At 37.3% G+C, this 20516-nt stretch carries 19 protein-coding genes; 3 read left to right on the top strand and 16 right to left on the bottom strand.

Features of this window, described 5'->3' with window-relative positions; genetic code table 11:
- Window positions 1–353: 353 nt before the first annotated feature.
- From BFM98_RS17200 to BFM98_RS17190, 3 genes are all read left to right on the top strand, one after another.
- Complete coding sequence (locus BFM98_RS17200; RefSeq protein WP_004231927.1) at window positions 354–974, top strand: DUF47 domain-containing protein; 621 nt, start codon at window positions 354–356, stop codon at window positions 972–974.
- 21 nt (window positions 975–995) lie between these two features.
- Window positions 996–2012 (top strand): inorganic phosphate transporter, encoded by a 1017-nt coding sequence (locus BFM98_RS17195; RefSeq protein ID WP_004231925.1) that lies wholly within the window; start codon window positions 996–998, stop codon window positions 2010–2012.
- 105 nt (window positions 2013–2117) lie between these two features.
- Window positions 2118–4229: an MMPL family transporter gene (locus BFM98_RS17190; protein ID WP_066038003.1), complete on the top strand. Its 2112-nt coding sequence runs from the start codon at window positions 2118–2120 to the stop codon at window positions 4227–4229.
- Between the two features lie 46 nt (window positions 4230–4275).
- Here the strand turns inward: BFM98_RS17190 and BFM98_RS17185 are convergent, their stop codons facing one another.
- The 16 genes from BFM98_RS17185 to BFM98_RS17110 form a co-directional block, all read right to left on the bottom strand.
- A complete protein-coding gene (locus tag BFM98_RS17185) occupies window positions 4276–4884 on the bottom strand; it encodes an alpha/beta hydrolase (protein WP_066038002.1) in 609 nt (202 codons plus the stop codon).
- Between the two features lie 17 nt (window positions 4885–4901).
- Complete coding sequence (locus tag BFM98_RS17180; RefSeq protein ID WP_004231917.1) at window positions 4902–5093, bottom strand: hypothetical protein; 192 nt, start codon at window positions 5091–5093, stop codon at window positions 4902–4904.
- Window positions 5094–5115: 22 nt separating this feature from the next.
- Entirely contained in the window at window positions 5116–5580 is a 465-nt protein-coding gene (locus BFM98_RS17175; RefSeq protein WP_004231915.1) for a hypothetical protein, read from the bottom strand.
- 134 nt (window positions 5581–5714) lie between these two features.
- Entirely contained in the window at window positions 5715–6338 is a 624-nt protein-coding gene (locus tag BFM98_RS17170) for an NUDIX hydrolase (RefSeq protein ID WP_036079462.1), read from the bottom strand.
- 11 nt (window positions 6339–6349) lie between these two features.
- Entirely contained in the window at window positions 6350–7441 is a 1092-nt protein-coding gene (locus BFM98_RS17165; RefSeq protein ID WP_048394176.1) for an AI-2E family transporter, read from the bottom strand.
- 166 nt (window positions 7442–7607) lie between these two features.
- Entirely contained in the window at window positions 7608–9305 is a 1698-nt protein-coding gene (locus BFM98_RS17160) for a M3 family oligoendopeptidase (protein WP_048394174.1), read from the bottom strand.
- A gap of 140 nt (window positions 9306–9445) precedes the next feature.
- On the bottom strand, window positions 9446–10021 hold the full coding sequence (locus tag BFM98_RS17155; protein WP_066038001.1) for a YdcF family protein: 576 nt from the start codon (window positions 10019–10021) through the stop codon (window positions 9446–9448).
- A gap of 77 nt (window positions 10022–10098) precedes the next feature.
- Complete coding sequence (locus tag BFM98_RS17150; protein WP_066038000.1) at window positions 10099–11841, bottom strand: methyl-accepting chemotaxis protein; 1743 nt, start codon at window positions 11839–11841, stop codon at window positions 10099–10101.
- A gap of 217 nt (window positions 11842–12058) precedes the next feature.
- Window positions 12059–13807, bottom strand: a complete 1749-nt coding sequence (locus BFM98_RS17145; protein ID WP_066037999.1) for a methyl-accepting chemotaxis protein — start codon at window positions 13805–13807, stop codon at window positions 12059–12061.
- Window positions 13808–13889: 82 nt separating this feature from the next.
- Window positions 13890–15185: an arsenic transporter gene (locus tag BFM98_RS17140; protein ID WP_054549627.1), complete on the bottom strand. Its 1296-nt coding sequence runs from the start codon at window positions 15183–15185 to the stop codon at window positions 13890–13892.
- Between the two features lie 64 nt (window positions 15186–15249).
- Entirely contained in the window at window positions 15250–15969 is a 720-nt protein-coding gene (locus BFM98_RS17135; RefSeq protein WP_004231899.1) for a YebC/PmpR family DNA-binding transcriptional regulator, read from the bottom strand.
- A gap of 201 nt (window positions 15970–16170) precedes the next feature.
- On the bottom strand, window positions 16171–16632 hold the full coding sequence (locus tag BFM98_RS17130; RefSeq protein ID WP_066037998.1) for a low molecular weight protein-tyrosine-phosphatase: 462 nt from the start codon (window positions 16630–16632) through the stop codon (window positions 16171–16173).
- A 60-nt stretch (window positions 16633–16692) separates the two neighbouring features.
- Window positions 16693–17295, bottom strand: coding sequence for a lysophospholipid acyltransferase family protein (locus tag BFM98_RS17125; RefSeq protein WP_048394163.1), 603 nt, complete (start codon window positions 17293–17295; stop codon window positions 16693–16695).
- 79 nt (window positions 17296–17374) lie between these two features.
- Entirely contained in the window at window positions 17375–18208 is an 834-nt protein-coding gene (locus BFM98_RS17120) for a putative RNA methyltransferase (RefSeq protein WP_066037997.1), read from the bottom strand.
- Window positions 18209–18210: 2 nt separating this feature from the next.
- Entirely contained in the window at window positions 18211–19578 is a 1368-nt protein-coding gene (locus BFM98_RS17115) for an MATE family efflux transporter (protein WP_048394160.1), read from the bottom strand.
- A gap of 134 nt (window positions 19579–19712) precedes the next feature.
- Complete coding sequence (locus BFM98_RS17110) at window positions 19713–20480, bottom strand: tyrosine-protein phosphatase (RefSeq protein WP_066037996.1); 768 nt, start codon at window positions 20478–20480, stop codon at window positions 19713–19715.
- Window positions 20481–20516: the final 36 nt, after the last annotated feature.

Below are 20516 nucleotides of genomic sequence, written 5' to 3'. Positions count from 1 at the left end.
AATGAAGATATTCTTAAGAATAAGAAGGTACTCTTCTGGTTATCAAATGAATTTACAATACCTTTACAATTCGAATGCGCTATTTTTATTACCTTCTATTATCTTTCGTGTCTTAATCTGTACTAATAAGTCACCATTACAGAAGAATAGCCATTTATAACAAGGTTTTATCTGTACTCATAAAAATAAATACAGCTGGATTACCTTATATTTTGTGAACGAATTGTATATTACAGCAATGTAAATTTTCATGTCGATTAGTAAATTTTTATGTAGATAAATTAAAGATTTTGTTATGATAGTAAAGTTTAGAGGTCGATTAATTTATTTATATCCAGGAGGATTCGATTCACATGCTTAACTCAAAAAAACAAGACCCTTTCTTTATTGCATTGCATAAAATTGCTGAAAATATGAGAGAGGCTGTACATTACGCAAATGATTTTCGTATTAACAGTGTAGCTGACCTAAAAGAGATTAGCATTACAATGAAAAATTATGAAACTGCTGGTGATAAGCTTATTCATGAACTGATTGTCATGTTAAACAAATCATTCATGACACCTATTGAACGTGAGGATATTTTAGAGCTCGCCATTCGTATGGATGATGTTTTAGATGGAACAGAACACTGTATTGCACACTTTGAAATGTTTTCGCTCACTGAGATTGATGAATCTATGCGCATTTTCTTAGGGTTTATTTCAAAAAGTGCTGATGAAATAGTCAAAGCGACAGAAGAGTTAAAGAAAAAGAATCTAATTGGCATGCGTCCACACGCAATTCTTATTAAAGACTATGAACGTGAATGTGATGAGGTACAACGTACTTCTATTAAGAAGTTATTTTTAAATGAAAAAGATCCAATCCGCCTCATTAAATTTAAGGATATTTATGAACAACTTGAAGATATCGCTGATCATTGTCAAAACGTAGCAAATACTATGGAAACAATTATCATGCGTAACGCATAATTAGGAGATGGGCACTTTACAATGAACACAATCATTATATTAACCGTACTGGTCGTCATCTTTGCCCTAACATTTGACTTTATCAATGGCTTCCATGATACAGCAAATGCTATTGCAACTTCGGTTTCTACTAGAGCATTGCCGCCACGCACGGCAATCATTATGGCGGCAACTATGAACTTTATTGGTGCTATCACCTTTGTAGGGGTTGCAAAAGCTCTAACAAAAGATATTGTAGATCCTTTTGCATTAAATGCTTTTGAAGGAGACACAACTGGCTCAGTCGTTATTTTAGCTGCATTAATTTCAGCTATAATTTGGAATTTATTAACATGGTATTTCGGTATTCCGTCAAGTTCTTCACACACATTGATTGGGTCTATTGCCGGTGCTGCAATCGCATCCGCTGGTTTTAATGTGTTAAACTATGGCGGCTTTACTAAAATCATCATGGCTTTAGTGTTTTCACCTTTACTTGCTATTTGTGCAGGCTTTATTATGATGACTCTTTTTAAACTATGGTTTAAAAATTTAAATTTATATAGGACGAATAAAGGTTTCCGTACAATGCAAATTTTTACTGCTGCCATCCAATCATTCACCCATGGTACAAATGATGCGCAAAAAGCGATGGGGATTATGACGATGGCGTTAATCGCTGGTGGCTTGCACACTGGAGATGAAATACCTTTCTGGGTGCGTGCTGCTGCAGCTACAGCAATGGGGCTAGGTACGTCAATTGGTGGTTATAAAATCATTAAAACGGTTGGTGGTAAGATTATGAAAATCCGCCCTGTTAATGGTGTTGCGGCAGATTTAGCATCTGCTACTGTTATTTTTGGCGCTACGCTAATCCACTTACCAGTTTCAACAACACATGTCATTTCTTCCTCCATTATGGGTGTTGGTTCAGCACAGCGTGTGCGTGGTGTAAACTGGGGTATGGCTCGAAAGATTGTTACTACTTGGGTGATTACAATGCCAATTTCTGCCGTTATGGCATCTGTTATTTATTTCATATTATCATTATTCTTTTAATAGTAAGACTCCTGTCCAAAAAGTGGATGGGAGTCTTTACTTTGTCACACGACAAAATGTGACACATCCTTTACACTAATTGAAAAGGGGGATGTATAAACAACTATGAAAACTTTTTCAGCTTTTATTACAGCACATGCGAAAGCAATCGTAGTCATATGGCTTATTATTTTTCTAGCAATGGCGTACTTTGCTTTACAGCTTCCAGGCAAACTTCAAGGTGATGGTTTCTTTGTCGAAGCAGATCATACCTATGTTACCAACGAGCTAGCAGAAAAATTTGATTTACCATCTAATACGATTTTGGTTGTCTTTGATCCAGCTGAAGATCAGAAAATTGAAGACACTTTAAAAAAATTAGATAGCATAAAAGAGATTCATTCTATTCAATCACCTTTAGAAGACTCCTCTTTACGGAAAGATGGTATTGCCTATGCTATGGTTCACATAAAGAACGATGTAGAAAACCTTCCTGACATTGTTGAGGAATTCCGTTCATTAATTGAAAAAGACGGAATTAGTATCACTGGAGGGCCTGTTATTTCTGCTGACATAAATACTGCTAGTCAAAAGGATTTGGCATCAGCTGAGGCCATTGGATTGCCAATTGCCATCGTGGTTCTCTTATTAGCGTTCGGTACAGTTGTTGCTTCTATTTTGCCAATCGTCATTGGTGTTGTGACAGTGGTTACCGCCTTTGGTATGATGACACTGCTCAGTGCTAATGTAAATCTATCTATTTTCGTCTTAAATATTGTTCCAATGCTTGGGCTGGCTTTAAGTATTGATTTTGCGTTGCTGTTTATTAATCGTTACAGAGAAGAACGCACACATACTTCTATTGCTCAAGCCATTCAAACTGCTATTCAGACAGCAGGTCGTTCTATCATTTTCTCCGCAGTCTGTGTCATGATTGGCTTAGGTGCGATGATTGTCATTGATGTAGAAATTTTTCATAATATCGCCCTAGGAGGCACTATAGTCGTCCTGTTAGCCGTTCTTTCTGGCTTAACATTACTTCCTGCCACTATGATGCTATTAGGAGATAGACTTAATAAATGGCGCTTAATACGCGTTAAACCAGGTGGGGCAAATCGTTGGCGTGGCTTTGCAGGTTTTGTCATGAAGCATCCAGTAGCTATAGTGATTTCAGCATTATTATTACTAGGCATCGGCATGATCCCTTTAAAGGATATCCAATTAACCATTCCACAGGTGGACTCCTTACCTACGAAATATGATGCTCGTGCAGCATACGATAAATTAGATGAAACGTTTGGACTAGGTGAATCTTCTACATTATATTTGTTGGCTGAACGAAAAGATGGCTGGGAGGATACTGAGGGTAGAGAGCTAATTTATACTATTCAAGAAAAGCTATTAAAGGACCCATTAGTGACTAATGTTTCAACTATTTATACAGCTGCTAACATTCAAACACCAGAGGAGCTTTCTGCTTCTTTAGCTATTCCACAGGTTGCTGAACAATTAAAACCTGTTATTAATTCATTTTCAAAGGATACACAGCTATTTGTTCCAATTACAATTGATGCAGCAGGTTCTTCCTCTAAAGCTCAAAAATTTGCCCGAACATGGATGGACAAAGACCTGGGCGTGGATTTTGCACTTGGTGGACCAGCTAAATTCAACCAAGAAATCTTTGATGAAATTGCTAATAAAATTGTTTTAGCTATAGCAATTATTATCGTTTCTACATTCTTTATTTTAATGTTGGCATTCCGTTCTATCTTAATTCCGTTAAAGGCAATAATCATGAACATTATTGGGCTTTCATCTGCATTCGGGATACTCGTTTATATTTTCCAATATGGTCATTTTGGTATTGAAGCAAGCTCCATCGTGCTAATCATTCCAGTTATTGTTTTTTGTCTTGTATTTGGCTTAAGTATGGACTACGAAGTCTTTTTAATTTCTCGTATCCAAGAGGAATATTTAAAGGGTTCCGATAATACGCGTGCAACAATTGATGGCTTAACATCCACTAGCCGAATAATTACATCTGCAGCGCTTATCATGATTGTTATTACAGGTGCATTTGCCTTCACAGATGTAATGCCTGTGAAGCAAATTGGTGTGGGTATCGCTATTGCTGTTGCCATTGATGCAACAATTATTCGTCTTATGCTTGTGCCTAGTCTCATGAAGCTGTTTGGTGATTGGAACTGGTGGCTTCCTTTCTCAAAGAAAAGTAAATAACATAAAGAAAATCCGCCTCCCTTATAAAAGGAGGTGGATTTTTCAATTAAGCGTAGATGCTTTTATACCATTCTTTTGCAGCTTGTACTTCAGGCATTGTTAGTTGATGACCAAAATTAAACCATTTCGTCGTTACTTTGGCACCTGCAGCACTTAAAAGAGTTTCTAAATCCTCAGACTCCTGTGCTGTACACATCGGATCATTCGTACCAGCACCGATAAACACAGGTGTTGGAGAAAGTTGCGGTAATTCAATACCACGTCTTGGTACCATTGGGTGATGCAAAATAGCTCCTGCTAACGCATCATCGTAGTGGAATAATAAGCTTGCTGCAATATTAGCACCATTCGAATACCCTATTGCTACAATTCGTTGGCGATCAAAGCCATATTGCTGTGCTGACGTCTTTAAAAATTCATGAAGCTCCTTTGTACGAAAGATTAAATCCTCAATATCAAAGACACCTTCGGCTAATCGGCGGAAAAATCGTGGCATTCCATGCTCAAGTACATTTCCGCGAACACTTAAAATATTGGCTGTTTCATCTATTTCTTTTGCCAGCCCAATAAGACTTTCCTCATTACCACCTGTACCATGTAGCAATAATAATGTCGGCTTTGTTTCGTCTGTACCTTTATAAAAAATATGTTGCACTGACAGTCACCTCTCAATTATCTTGAATTCGAGATAATTGTAGCCTGTGGCAAAATTAAATTCAAGCTCTTTGACTTATTAATTTCACGATTTTCACGATTTGGCTGTTCTTCGTGATTTTTATAAAAATTAGTAATGGTATAAACTGAAAATAAACATGCCGCAATCACAACAACAATAACAATTCCCACTAATTTTTTTCCGTTCATCTATCATGATCCCCCGTATTTTTTATTTCTTTGTACGAAAGCCTTCTTCTAGTAAATATTCCTTTGCTGCCTCATACGTACCAAATGCCTCTTCCAGATTGTCTCCATGATACACGTTCCACGAACGTTGCTCAAAAGCTAGCTGTAACTGACTACCATCGCGACTATGCCAAATCTCTACAATTGGCTCCTGCTCTTCTACTTCTTCAGATAAATATTGGATTGCGTCTTCAATAATTTCACGAAGTTGTTGTTCATCGTAATCGCGGATATTTACTAATCCTTTATCATTAGCCTCATTCTCATAGCGTAATAAATCTCCTACAAAGACAAAGCCATTGCCGTTTGGATGTAATTTCTCAACTACAATCGTCTTTTCGTAAAGACTGTCCATGTAATGATAATTTAGGCGCTTTAAAGAAATTTCTTTTTTTGTTAGCTCAGAAAACGATTCAATAATCGCTTGTTTTTGTTCAAATGTTAGCATATAAAAAATGCTCCTTTTCTTTACATTCTATCTAACAGTATAACTCATTTTTTCCTATTATATCGTGTCGTTTCTAAATCATTTTTGCGCAAGAAAATAGGACAAGCTAATATTATAGCTTATCCTATTTAAACTTATGAGGTTTGATTAAATATTTTTTCACGTGTGAATTTTATCACCTGTGCAACATACAATTCCCGATAAGGAACAAATTGTGCAGTACCTACTGGTCTGACAATTCTCACACGTTGACCATCAGGGAAATATTCATACCCTTCAATATTAAGTGTCGTCGTTTCTCCCAAGAAGAAAGCCTCCGCCTCATTTAGCCTCGCTCTAACTACACCCGATACTTCTTCATACTGCAAAGCAAAGGAATCCCAATCATGCTTGAAAGGATATATGTAGACATGGCAAAATTCATTGTCGATCATATTTTCAGAAACGATACTACAAGATGTCATGCCCATTTTGACAACTTCATGGACATCAATATTAAGTCCCAATTCTTCTTTTACTTCTCGAATGCCTGACTCTACTGTCTCAATCGCTAAAAGATGTCCTGCTGCTGTAATATCGAGTAACCCTGGATAATCCTTTTTCTGTGAACTACGTACTTGAAAATAAATATAGTCTTCATTTACAAGCCAGCAATGAAAAGTCTCATGCCAAAGCCCCTTTTCATGCACTTCCGCTCTCGTAGCTGTCCCAATTTGCTCATGCTGTTCATTAAATACCTTTACAATTTCTTGTTCCATTGTTTCGACTCCTATACTGACTTCGTCGCTTTTTTCTTAATTGCATTACGTTGATCATAAATATTGGATACGATAACCTTTAAGACTGCATAAAATGGTACAGCGATAATAATACCAATAAAACCTGCTATATTACCTGCCGCTAAAATAATTGTAATAACGGTAAGGGGGTGGATATCAAGTGATTTCCCCATGACATTAGGTGTAATAAAGTTGCTGTCTATTTGCTGAGCAACCAGCGTCACAACCGAAACCCACACCACTAAAATTGGATCTTGAATAACTGCCACAATCAGGGCTGGCGCAAAGGCAATCCAAGGCCCGATAAATGGAATCATATTCATAAAGAATGCAAAAATCACTAGTAATAACGAATAGTCTAATCCGATAATTAAATAGCCTACATACATTATTAGTGCTAATAAAAAACTAATTTGCAGTTGGCCCTGAATGTAGGTACGTAATACATCATCAATTTCACTTAACGTTTTCTTTACCCATTGCTGACGTTCACCACTGAAATATTTATAGATGGATGGAGCAAACTTCTCATGATCCTTCAGCATAAAAATAAAGAAGAACGGAATTAAAATGGCTAATAACGACACAGATACAATGGATTGTAAAAAGGACACAAAACCTTTACTCGCCACTACTGCAATATCTTGTACCGAATTCGCCATTTTTTCGATAACATCATTTAATTGCTCAGGGAAGTTATCCTTATTTTGCGTTACATAGTCTGTTAGTTGCTGGATGCTCGTACTAATACTCGTACTAATCATAGGGGCATTCTTCACTAATTTATTGACCTGCTCGGCAATCGGGTTACCAATAATCCAGCCAAAAATACCTACCATTGCTATTAGTCCGAACACAATCGTCAATATACTTCCCCATCGAGGAAATCTACGTTTTTCTAAAAATCTCTGAATTGGTTCCGTCACATAATAGAGAACACCACCAAGTAGTAAAGGCACAAAAATGGCTTTTAATATGATGACAAGCGGTGAAAAAATCCAATGAATTTCTATAAAATATTTAATGATTAATAGTGTAAGTAGTATCCCTACCCCTACTTGAAACCAAACTTTCCTTGTCACTTTCTTTCACTTCCTTTAATAGCAGTTACTGAAAATACTACTGATATATTAACCATTTCGCAAGTATCCTAGTATTTTTTTACAGAACTCCTCTGACAAACTAAAAAATTCGCTCACTTCCACAATAATAGTTATCGTGGAAGTGAAACGAATTTAAGGTCATCAATTATAGAGAAGAATCATCTATGGAATTTAAGAATGTCTCAATTTCTCCAATAACCGATTCAACACAGCCATCCTCAAATGGCGAGATTAAACCTGCCTCTTTTACAAGCTTTGTAAAGGACATAGAGCCACCTAAACCACAAAGATGAATATAGTCTTTCCAAGCCGCTTCAAATTCTTCACGTGAACGTTTCCAGAATTGGAAGGCACAAATTTGTGCTAACGTGTAATCAATGTAGTAGAACGGACTTGCATAGATGTGAGCCTGACGTTGCCAAATGCCCCCAGCCTCTAGGTAGCTGTTATGATCATAGTCACGGTGTGGTAAATACGTTTCCTCAATTTTTTTCCATGCAGCTTTACGTTCAGCAGGAGTCATTGTTGGATTTTCATAAATAACATGCTGGAACTCATCTACTGCCACACCATATGGTAAGAATAAAAGACCACTACTTAAATGTGTAAATTTATATTTCTCTGTATCACCTTCAAAGAACAGCTCCATCCAAGGCCAAGTAAAGAATTCCATACTCATCGAGTGAATTTCACAAGATTCGTAGGTAGGCCATAAATACTCAGGAATGCCAATGTTACGACTTGAATAAACTTGGAAAGCATGTCCAGCTTCATGTGTTAATACATCGATGTCACCTGAAGTACCGTTAAAATTTGAGAAAATGAATGGGGAATGATAGTTTTCAATAAACGTACAATAACCGCCACTTTCTTTCCCTTTCTTCGCTACAAGATCCATTAAGTCATGGTCAATCATGAAATTAAAGAACTCTCCTGTTTCAGGTGAAAGCTCCTCATACATTTTTTTACCGTTTGCTACAATCCACTCAGGATTCCCTTTTGGTGTAGCATTACCTGATAAGAAGTTAAGTGCTTCATCATAAAATTTAAAATCTTCAATGCCAATTCGCTTTGCCTGACGCTCGTAAAGCTTCGTTGCAACAGGCACAATTAAATCACGTACCTGATCACGGAATTTTTTAACCATATCAGCATTGTAATCAATCCGATTCATACGAATATAGCCTAGTTCAACATAGTTGTTATAGCCAAGTTTAATCGCAATTTCATGGCGTACCTTGACAAGTTCATCATATAAACGATCGAATTCATCTTCATGCTGTGCAAAGAAGCCAAAGCGAGCATCCGTTGCTGCCTTACGTGTTTCTCGATCCGTTGACTCTGCAAACGGACCAAGTTGAGCGAGTGTTAATGTTTCCCCATTAAAGTCAATTTGTGCAGATGCAACAAGCTTATTGTACTCAGAAACAAGTCTGTTTTCTTTTTGCATCAAATCAATAACTTCTGGTGAGAAGCCTTTAATTTGATAAGTTGCTAGATCAAATAATTGTTGTCCCCATTTTTCTTCTAATTGCTCACGAAATGGTGAATCAATTAGAGCTTTATAGTATTCCGTCGTTACTTCTTCTAGCTCAGGACCTACTTCATCGAAATAATCACGTTCTGCTTGATAAAATTCATCGTTCGTATCGATTGAAGCACGAATATATACTAAATTAGCCATTGTCGCAAAGTCATTACTAATTGCATTGTGCTTTTCAATGATATTACTTTGCTCGTCCATCGATTGTGCTTGTTTAAATTGCTCAATGAGTGCTAATTGCTGCTCTTTCATTGATGCCACATTTGGACGGCTGTATTGATATTCTTTAAACGTTGTCATTAAAGTCCCCTCTTTCTGTCCTATACCCCGTAATATTTCTATTATATGCCAAATAGAATCTATTAAGAAACAATTATCTCTTTTCTGTTCCATGATTTTTTGAGAAAGAAGCAGTTCCTAAATATAATGGCGTTGTTGTTTTAATAGCCCACAATATATGTTTTTAATAACGCCGCTCTTTCTCTTATTCTTAATTTTGCTTCTACTGACTTTGGTGTTCTTGCTGATAGAACATCTACTTCAAAATCTAACGATTCAGCAAGATATTTTGCACGTTTCAAATGAAAGTCATTTGAAACGATGGTAATTTTCTTTGTCTCTTTTGGTAATAAATCTTTAGAGAATACTAAATTTTCATAAGTAGATGTAGATTGATCTTCTATGATAATTCTCGCGGCATCGATGCCATGCTGTTCCAAATAGTCTTGCATTACAGATGCCTCTGTACGATCTTCATCAGGTCCTTGTCCACCTGACACAATGACCTTAACATGTGGGTATTTTGTTAAGTATGGAACAGCCACCTCTAATCTACTTTTTAATGAAAGCGATGGTACACCACCTGGCCTTACTTTTGCTCCCAATATAATCATATAATCAGCTGAACCATTGGCATTCGGTTCCATACCCTGATCAATTTCTTTTCCCAGCCAAATATAAAGAACGATTCCAATACCGATTAAAATAACACCAATTGTCATCAGCCACCTTCTCACAAATCATTCCTCCTTTACCTTTTATTAACGATGATAAAAAGAAAAGGATGCTTGTTAAGCAAGCATCCTGAAAGATATTATCTCAATATAAATCGTTTAATAGACTCCTGTAAGGCAGATATTTCATCAGTTAAATCATTGGAAGATTCGCTAACGAGTTGTATTGCGCGTTGTTGCTCATCTACAGATGCTGTTACCTCTTCAGACGCAGCAGCATTCTTTTCACTAATCATCGCAATGCTTTCAATCGATTGCATAATCGTATTCTTAGAGCTATTTAAATATTCTACGCTATCTGTTGTATCGCCTATAATGGCTATGATTTTTTCAACAGCTAATTTGATTTCTTTAAAGGATGATTCTGTTACCATGACAGAATCATTTTGTTGACTTACAATGATATGGGTTTTCTGCATTTCACCATTGACTAAGTTTGTTTCACTTTCAATGCCTTTTAGCGTCGTGCGTACTAGCTCAGTTGCTACAGAGGTTTGATCAGCAAGTTTACGTACCTCTTCCGCGACAACTGCGAATCCTTTACCATGTTCACCCGCTCTTGCTGCTTCAATAGAGGCATTAAGTGCAAGTAAATTCGTTTGATCTGAAATCTCCGTAATCGTCCCCACGATGCCTTCAATTTCACGTACCTTGACAATTAGACTACCAAATACAGACTGAATATTCTGAACGAGATTTGAAGACTCTCGCGACTTATCCTTTAAGCTTTCTAGATTAACTAGGCCTTCTTCATTTGATTTTTTCATATGCTGTGAGGCATCTAACATTAATTCATTTTTATCATGCAATCCTTCTATTTGCTGCGCAAACTCGATAGCCGTTCGGTTTGTATCCTCTGCATCAGATGCTTGCTTGACTGCACCCTTGGATACTTCATTGATTGCTTTGACGATTTCATCACCATAGGCATTTGTCTCTTCAGCTACTGCGGTTAAATTTGCTGAAGTTGATTGTATTTCTACAATCGCTTCCTCCACATCTGAAATAAGTGTTTTAAGTTGATGTACCATTTCATTAAAGCCATCATTTAACTGTCCTATTTCATCCGAGCGCTGTAAATGCTCAATTTCAACCGTTAAATTCCCTTTTGCTACTTCACGTACACGTTTAGATAATTTTTGAACTGGTAATGCCAGGTGTCTTGATATAAGAATGACAACGATTGTCCCAATAATTATGGCACCTACTAATGTCAAACCAATTACTAGCAATAAAGAATTCGCCTCTGCATTAAAATCCTGCATATATGTACCTGATGCAATAATCCATCCCCAATGTGGATCTTTCTCAGAATAAATAATTTTATCCGCTAAGACATCCTGACCTGGTAGTTCAAATTCATATTGTGTAAAACCACCACCATCAAGTGCCTTTTCAGTTACTTCTCGAATAAAGTAATTGCCACTGCTATCTTGGTCATTCCAAAGATTATCTCCTTCTCGTGTTGGATGTGTTGTTAATGTTCCCTTATCATCCAACACATAGATATAGCCATATTCCCCTAAATCACCCGGATAATTAATAGGCCGTTTTCCTTCGCTATCTTTCGGACCAAGAAATGCTTCTCTTACTCGTTCCTGTGCAACCTCTAAGGGTATGTCACCCTTTTCAACACTCTCGTTTGCGAGCTCGATTAATTGCAAAGCAGATTCAACACTATTGTAAAGTACCTGTTCTCCTATATCCTCCATCCCATTCTTAGCCTTACCATAACTAACTATACCAATTATTAAACTTGGAATAATTAGTAGTGCCAATGAAATAATAATCAATTTCCCCTGTATTGAACGTAAAAACTTCATACTTTAGCCCCCCCTATTTTCTTCGTTCAACAATATATTACTTTATATTATGTTATGGTTTGAAAGTTTTCACAATGGGTAAAGCACAAATTATTTTCTTATTTCCCTTAATATGGTTTGTTTTATGCTAATCTCCAGTTAAATTTTTAAATGCCAAAAATAAAAAGAACTATTTCTCCACAAGACGTAAGCTTATAGAGAAATAGTTCTAAACTAATCATAATTTAAATGTATTAATCGTTTCTATAACCTCTTTCGATGTTTGATCTAATATTGTTACAACTTCATTTAATTCAGAAACCATCGTTACTTGTAAATCTGAGGCAGTTGCTACTTCCTTTGTTCCTAGGACACTATGCTTCGCAATAGCATTCATCTGTTCGGTAGTAGCTAATACTTCCTCAGAGCCTGCTGACATTTCTTCAATGACAGCAGAGTCATCTTGAATTTTATTATTCACCTCAAGGACAGATTGCAATATTTTCTCTAGACTTTCACCTATGTGTTGCACTGCTTTATTTCCTGCCTGTACATCTATGGTACTACTAGCCATCTCTTGTAACGCTCGATCAGTAATTTTCTTAAAGCTTTCTAAATGCATGTGTATTTCGTCAGCAGATGCTTTAGACATCTCTGCAAGTTTACGAACTTCATCTGCCACGACCGCAAATCCTTTACCAGCTTCTCCTGCTCTAGCTGCTTCTATTGCAGCGTTTAAAGCTAGTAGGTTGGTTTGATCCGCAATACTCGTAATGATGGTCACCATCTCTTCTATTGATCGGAACTTATCACCCATTTCCTCGACATGATTAGCCGTACGTAAAACAGAAGATTCTACGTTTTGAATTTGAGATACAACTTCTTGAGAATGACTAACACTTGTTTCCACAAGTCCCGTCATTGCTGATGATGACTCCGCAATTTCTGAAGTTGTATCAGCCAGTCGTTGAATACCAATTGACATCTCATTCATAGTTAATACAACCTCTTGATTATTTTGCTGCTGTTGCTCACTACCAGCAGCAATTTCAATAATTCGATCTGCAATTTGAGCGTTTGATTCTTCCACATGCTGAGAAGTCTCATCAATTTTTTGAACAACATTTTGTAAAGCAAATGTGCGTTGTTGAATCGTATGGAAAGTTTCTTTTAATTTTTGTAGTGATTCTCTGAAGGATTGTGCAAATATTGTAATTTCATTTGCTCCTTTTAGCTGGATTTTCTCCACTGCTATCGTTGCCTTAGCAATATCACCTTGAGCAAAACTTTGTGCTGCATCACCTAAATGTGCAAGGGGTTTTAACGCTCCATTAATATAACGATATAGGATGAACATAACAATACCTGTTAAAGCTAATATGACAATAATTAATGCAGGTAAAATAGCCGTTAATACGGCATTCGCAACATTGCTTACCTCTATTGCTTCTATATCGACCCCAACAAAGGCAACAGTATTCCCTGCCTCATCCTTTAATGGAACAGTACCAGATAAATAATCTCCAAAATCACTATGTAAAATAGCGGAATAATAACTTCCTGTATTCTTTACCTTTTCAATATCCTTGTAGTATGTGGTGGAGGACTCATCTCCTATAGCTCCAGCATTTTCTTGATCATCTGCTGGCATACCGTCCACTAAAAAACGTACCTTTTTATCTTCCTGTGGTACTGCGAAAGTATAGGCATAGAGAACACCATTTATTTCACGTAATTCGTTGAGCTCTTCTCGAAGTCGCCAATATAACTCAGATTCTTTTGGTTCCTTTGAGAGTTGTTCATATTCAGCAGCATTTAGATGTTTTGCAATATTCTCAGCAACTGCAACTGCCTGTGTTCCCATGGTTTTATTAACAGATGATTTTGCTGTGTAGATAGTTGTTATAACGAAAAAAGATAACAAAGCCACTAACATTACCAATGACATTAACACTATTTTATTGCTTAATTTGCCTGTCGCTCGCATACTTTCCTCCTTTAATATACTGATATACTAATATCTTAATAGTTCCTATTGTACTATTTTTTCAACTATTTCGACAATAAATCTATGATATTAAGCATATCCAAATAATTAATGCAATTAAAGTGACGAACAGTGTCGGGATGGTAAGAATAACACCGATTTTAAAATATTGTCCCCAGCTAATTTTAATGCCTTTCTGGGCTAATATATGAAGCCATAGCAATGTTGCCAGTGAACCAATCGGTGTCATTTTTGGACCTAAATTCGTACCAATTATATTTGCATAAATCAGTCCCTCTTTCATCATGCCCGATGCGCTGGTTTCTGAAATCGCCAAAGCATCTATCATAACAGTAGGTAAATTGTTCATGACAGCAGACAAAATGGCAGCGACAAATCCCATTGTCATCGTTGCTACTACGAAGCCCTGTTGTATAGCAAGTTCAAATAAATTTGCTAACATTCCTGTCATCCCTACATTTTTTAACCCATAGACAACCACATACATGCCAATTGAGAAGAACACAATATTCCATGGCGCTCCTTTTACAACTCTTTTTGTATCTACCACAGAGCTACGCTGTGCTAGCCATAAGAATATTGCAGCGACCCCACATAAAATAAAAGATACAGGGATGTGTAAAACCTCACCAGCTACGAAGCCCACTAATAGAATCCCAATTACATACCAAGCGATCGAAAATAATTTGGGATCTCGGATTGCCTGACTTGGTTGCTCAACGGCCTCAAGAGAATAATGTTGTGGTATGGAACGGCGAAAAACAATGTAAAGTACTACTATACTTGCCACTAACGAAAAGAAATTCGGTACAAGCATATGAACTGCATAATCTATAAAGCCTATATCGAAAAAGTCAGCGGATACGATATTCGTTAAATTGCTAATAACGAACGGTAACGAGGTTGTATCTGCTATAAATCCACTTGCAATAATAAATGGAAAGATCATTTTTTCACTCAAGTTCAGTTTTCTCACCATCGCTAAAACGATCGGCGTTAGAATTAAAGCACCCCCATCGTTCGCAAACAAAGCCGATACAACAGCTCCAAGGCAACTAATATAAACAAATAAGCGAATTCCACTTCCCTTTGCAAGTCGTGCCATATGTAGAGCAGCCCATTCGAAAAAGCCAATTTCATCTAAGATGAGTGAAATTAAAATAATACCAATAAATGATAGCGTTGCATTCCAAACAATCCCCGTTACCTCTAACACATCATGCCAGGTTACTACACCTATTAATAGCGCAATAGCTGCTCCTATACAGGCTGACCAGCCAATTGATAGTTTTCGTGGTTGCACTATGACAAAAAATAATGTGACTAAAAATAAAATAATGGCTAAAGCAGTCTGCATCGTTTTCCTCCCTAATTAAAAACCAGTAGCTTAAATGCTACTGGTTTACTCATTTTGTTAATATTTATTCGCCTAAATCTGCATTGTGGAAAACATTTTGTACATCTTCTAAATCTTCTAATGCATCAATTAGTTTTTCAAACTTCGCTACATCGTCGCCAGTTAAAGTCACTTCTGTTTGAGGCAACATAGAAAGCTCTGCTACTGTAAATTCTTCTACGCCCGCAGCCTTTAATGCTTCTTGTGTCGCAAAGAATTGGTCTGGCTCTGCATAAATAATTACCGCTTCTTCCTCTTCTAGAATATCGCGAGCATCAATATCAGCTTCCATTAAAATCTCTAGTACTTCATCAGCAGTTTTACCTTCTAAGCCAATAACTGCTGTTGAATCGAACATATAAGCTACAGATCCACTGACACCCATATTGCCGTTATTTTTACCAAATGCTGCACGTACATCTGATGCTGTACGATTTACATTGTTTGTTAAAGCATCCACGATAATCATTGTGCCGGCTGGTCCAAAGCCTTCATAACGTAATTCATCAAAGCTTTCATCACCGCCACCTTTTGCTTTATCAATGGCTTTTTCTATAATATGTTTTGGAACACTGTATGTTTTTGCGCGTTCAAGCACTACTTTAAGTGCACGGTTTGACTCTGGATCTGGTTCGCCTGATTTAGCTGCCACATAAATTTCTCGCCCAAATTTTGCATTAATACGGCTTGTGCTTTGATCTTTAGACGCTTTCTTTTCTTTAATATTGTTCCACTTACGCCCCATTGTTTCCACTCTCTTTCAAAAGATAAATTTATAAAAATAATAGATACACAGTTGTATATCTGTAAATGGTAATTAAATACTTATCGTATCTTTACTCTGCAAATAATAACACAATGATGCTTACAAAGCTAGATATACCAATGTTTAAGGTAGCATTTTTCTAAAAAAATGGCTGTTAAAATTTACGATTTTAGCGCCATCTTACAACAGCTCTTGTTTAATTTTTGCTAGCAATGCCCGACAGCCTTCTTGCACCAATTCATAGGTTTCCTGAAAATCACCTGTATAATAAGGATCCGGGACATCCTTACGATGCGCTGTTAAATCTAAAAAACGAAAAATCTTTGGCGAGTTTGGATTGCCTAGTATTGTGCGGATATTACGAATATTGCTTTCATCCATTCCAATAATATAAGCAAACTTTTCAAAATCAGACTTTTGTAATTGTCGACCTTGCATATCTATTGTAGAAATACCATATTCCCTAAGCTTATCCTGTGTACCTCTATGTGGAGGTTCGCCAATATGCCATGAACTAGTAGCAGCGGAATCCACTTCAATTTTATCTTCTAAATGCTCTTTCTTCACCATGTCGCGCATGACCGCCTCAGCCATGGGTGAGCGACAGATATTACCTAAACATACGAAAAGTACTCGAATCATTTTATTTTCCTCCTACAACAAAGCACTCAAAATCAATTTGATTCTGAGTGCCGTTTGCTTTTATTTTACGGGAATACGTTTCTGTAGTTCTTCTGTTAGAGCAACTAATTCATGCTCAAGGTGTTGAGTAAACTGCTCACGACCTTCTTTACCCTTGCCTGTTACATAAAAAGGCTCACCATAAATTAAATAGCCTTTGCCTCGCTTCATTACATCACCCACATTACGTGCACCAACATAAGCAGCTGGAACAATTTGCGCCTTTGCCAACTGTGCAATGGTAATAGCCCCTTGTTTTAAATCTGTTCCTTCTGCACTACGTGTCCCAGAGGGGAAAATCCCTACAATTTTACCTTCCTTCAATAACTGCGAAGGAATTTTAATCACGCTTGGTCCAGGATTATCACGGTCTACCGGAAAAGCATTTAAATGCTTAACAAGCCAGCCAAGCCCTTTCATTTCAAATAATTGCTTCTTCGCCATAAAGTGAATTTCACGAGGGTACATGGCTACACCAAGGTTTAAAATATCCACATAGCCAGTATGTGTACAAGCTATAATAAACCCACCCTCTTTCGGCAAGTTTTCTTCTCCGTATACACGAGCCTTTGAACCCATTAATTTTAATATTACTTTGACAACATTTGCTGCTAGTTTATACACTGTTACATTCCTACCTTATTCAATAGTTATTCCCATTGTAATCGAAAATACCAGTATACTGCAATTGCAGGTGACCAACTTAAACCTTCCCTACTAATAGATCCACATCAATCGTGATTTCATTTAGTTCAGCGGCTGTTTGTTCTGCTTTATGCCAACCCATTGGTGTCATCTCTAATAGAGCGGGTACTAGCTCTTCTGAAAGCGGTAAAGTATAAGTTACACGTTCTACGTTTACCTCACAAAAACTTTCTTGAAAACGAGCTACAATTTGTTCATTAGAATAAGTTTCCTTGTTTGAATCTGCATATAATTGAGCACGCAATTCCCGCAAATAACCACTTTGCGGTACAACCTTCACAAGACAGCCATTCGGTGTAAGAAGTCGTTTAAACTCCTCATAATTTGCTGGTGATAGTATATTTAAAATGGCATCGAAACTCGCTTGAGCAAATGGACTTTTAGCTAAATCCCCTACACACCAAATTTGTTGAGGATAATGACGTGCTGCAGCCAAAATGCCCTCCTTCGCTATGTCAATTCCAACGCCAATACCATGATCTCTATCATTCATAATGCGAGCTAAATGTGAGCCCTCTCCACAACCAGTATCGAGCACCGTTTTTGCAGAGCTTATAAGCTCACCGATTCGGGCTTCTACAGCATCATAAATCCCACTATCAATAACAGCCTTGCGGGATTCAAAAAGGCTCTTACTATATTTAGAAGCGGCGTTATGTGTCAGCATATTGACATAGCCTTGTTTCGCAATATCAAAGGAATGGTTAGAAGTACAAACCAATCTCCCCTGCTCATAGACATGCATTGATTGCTGACAGATTGGACAAGCAAAAAGGGTGATATGTTGATCCATTAATGCCGCCCCGATAGCACGTTTCGATAATGCGCCCATTTCTATGCCTCCTTCTTATCGTTCGGTGATACAAGAGCATAACGCTCCCATTTACGACTTTTCCATCTAAAGTATACGATAATTGCCCGCACCCATTCATCTGCTGAAATGGCTAGCCAAATTCCGACCAAGCCCCAATCCAATACAAAGACAAATAAATAGCCAAGCGGCAGGCTCATGCAAACCATTGATAGAAAACCAATTTTCACAGGGAATCTAGCATCCCCAGAAGCGCGTAAAGAGTTAATGACAACGATATTCATTGTGCGACCAGTCTCTAGCAAAATACTTAATGCTAACACGGATGCCCCAATTTTAATGACTTCTGGATTATCAGTAAATACCTGCATAAGTGGCTTACGGAATAGCGTAACGACTGCGACCATAATAATCGTAAAAGCAAATGCTGCACGAACACTTTTCCATAGCTGATGATACGCCTCATCTTTTTCTCCTGCACCTACATGACGACCAATAATAATGGCTGTTCCTGTACCAATGGCAATTGCAAATAAATACGTAAACATCGAAATATTCATAGCATATTGTCGTGCTGCTAGTGTTTCTGCTCCTAAGTAAGTCGCATAATATAAAAAGATGATTTGGCAAAATTGATAAAGTACCTGTTCAAACGCAGATGGTAAACCAATGTTTAGTATTTTTCTCACATATTCCTTTGAATACTCAAAATAATATTGTAACTTTACGCGCACTTCCATTACCTGATACAGCAACCAGAAAAATACTAGGACAGCTAATCCGCGACTAATGACAGAGGAAATAGCCGCTCCTTTCACACCAAGCTCTGGTAAACCTAAATTCCCAAAAATAAGACCGTAGTTTAGCACAACATGTAAGACGTTCATGCCAAGCGAAACGTACATAGTTTGTTTTGTCCAACCATGTACACGAATAATTGCAGCGAGTGCATTAATAATAGCCTGTAGGAAAATAAAACTCCCAATGATGGCTAAGTAACTTTGTGCATAGTGGAGTACTTCTCCCTGCAAGTTCATCATTGTCATTAAATGTCTCGCAAAGAAGAAAAATAAAATACTCATTAAAAGCCCAACGACCAAATTCATCGTGACCGCTAACGCCGAGATCTTGGCCGCTTCAAAAAAGCGTTTGGAGCCTAAATACTGAGAAACAACAATAGATGCACCATTGCCCACTACCTCCAGAATCAAGATGGCAATATGGATATATTGATTGGCTGCACCTACTCCTGATACAGCATTATCTGATAAAGCACTGAGCATAAAAGTATCGGCTAGTCCCATCAACATAAATAGAAAAACTTCTAAGAAGATTGGCCATGTTAAATGGAATAGACTTAACTTATTTGTCTCTTTAATTGTGTCTGCCAATACTTTCACTTCTCCTATTTTTTCTTAAAAATCTATTGTATCTTATCACAAATATTCAGACTGTAAAGAGATTTATAGGAAGACAGCGCTTCCACATAAAAAATCCCTTTCACATCGTGTGAAAGGGCTCATTTTTAAATTAAGCAATAAGATTGTAATTGCTCTCGTTTTTCAATTGTTAGGCCAAATTCCTGCTCTAAAAACCCAGTCTTAGAACCATAGCGACGATCCATCGCATCCAATGCTGCTTGTAAATAGTCTTCACGGGCGGACATTAATGCATAAAATTGCTGTAGTTCTTGCTCATTATACTGATGCTGAATAGCCTGAGCCATTCGTTCTACCATTGGACGTAAATGTATATTAGTATCTAAATAATCCTCCATGATAGTCTCCTCAGGTACATCTAAAGCTAGTAAAATAAGTGCTCCTCCAATACCCGTTCGGTCCTTACCAACTGCGCAATGATGTACAAGACCTAGATTATTAGGATTTTGAATCGTTTGCATTAACTCTTTAAATGAAAGATTGTTAAAAGGCATTTGTGCATAAAAATCCCGAAACATCTCAGGGCTTACCACTTTATAGAAATCTCTACCACCAGCATTGGTTGGCATTTCAAAAGCATGATTACCCTTCGCTGGGATTTGTATATATTGAGCATGCGAGAACACTGGGTTAGGATTATGATACGCCTCATTGTTATCGCGATAATCAAAAATGGTTTTAATCCCTAACGTTTCAAATAGCTCTTTATCCGCCAGTGTCATTTTTCCAAGGGCAGCTGAGCGGTAAAATAAACCGTTCTTTACCCTACGCCCATCTTTTGTTTTATATCCACCCATGTCTCGGAAATTATAGACTGCTTCAAATGGAATTATCTTTGTCTCTAATTGCTCCAATCACTACACCTCCTAAGATTATCAAGCATACTTACT

It is taken from the genome of Lysinibacillus sp. AR18-8 (assembly GCF_001705465.1).
GTDB classification, from domain to species: domain Bacteria; phylum Bacillota; class Bacilli; order Bacillales_A; family Planococcaceae; genus Lysinibacillus; species Lysinibacillus capsici.
The sequence above is the reverse complement of the archived record's forward strand: the minus strand, read 5'-3'. Positions and strand labels throughout refer to the sequence as shown.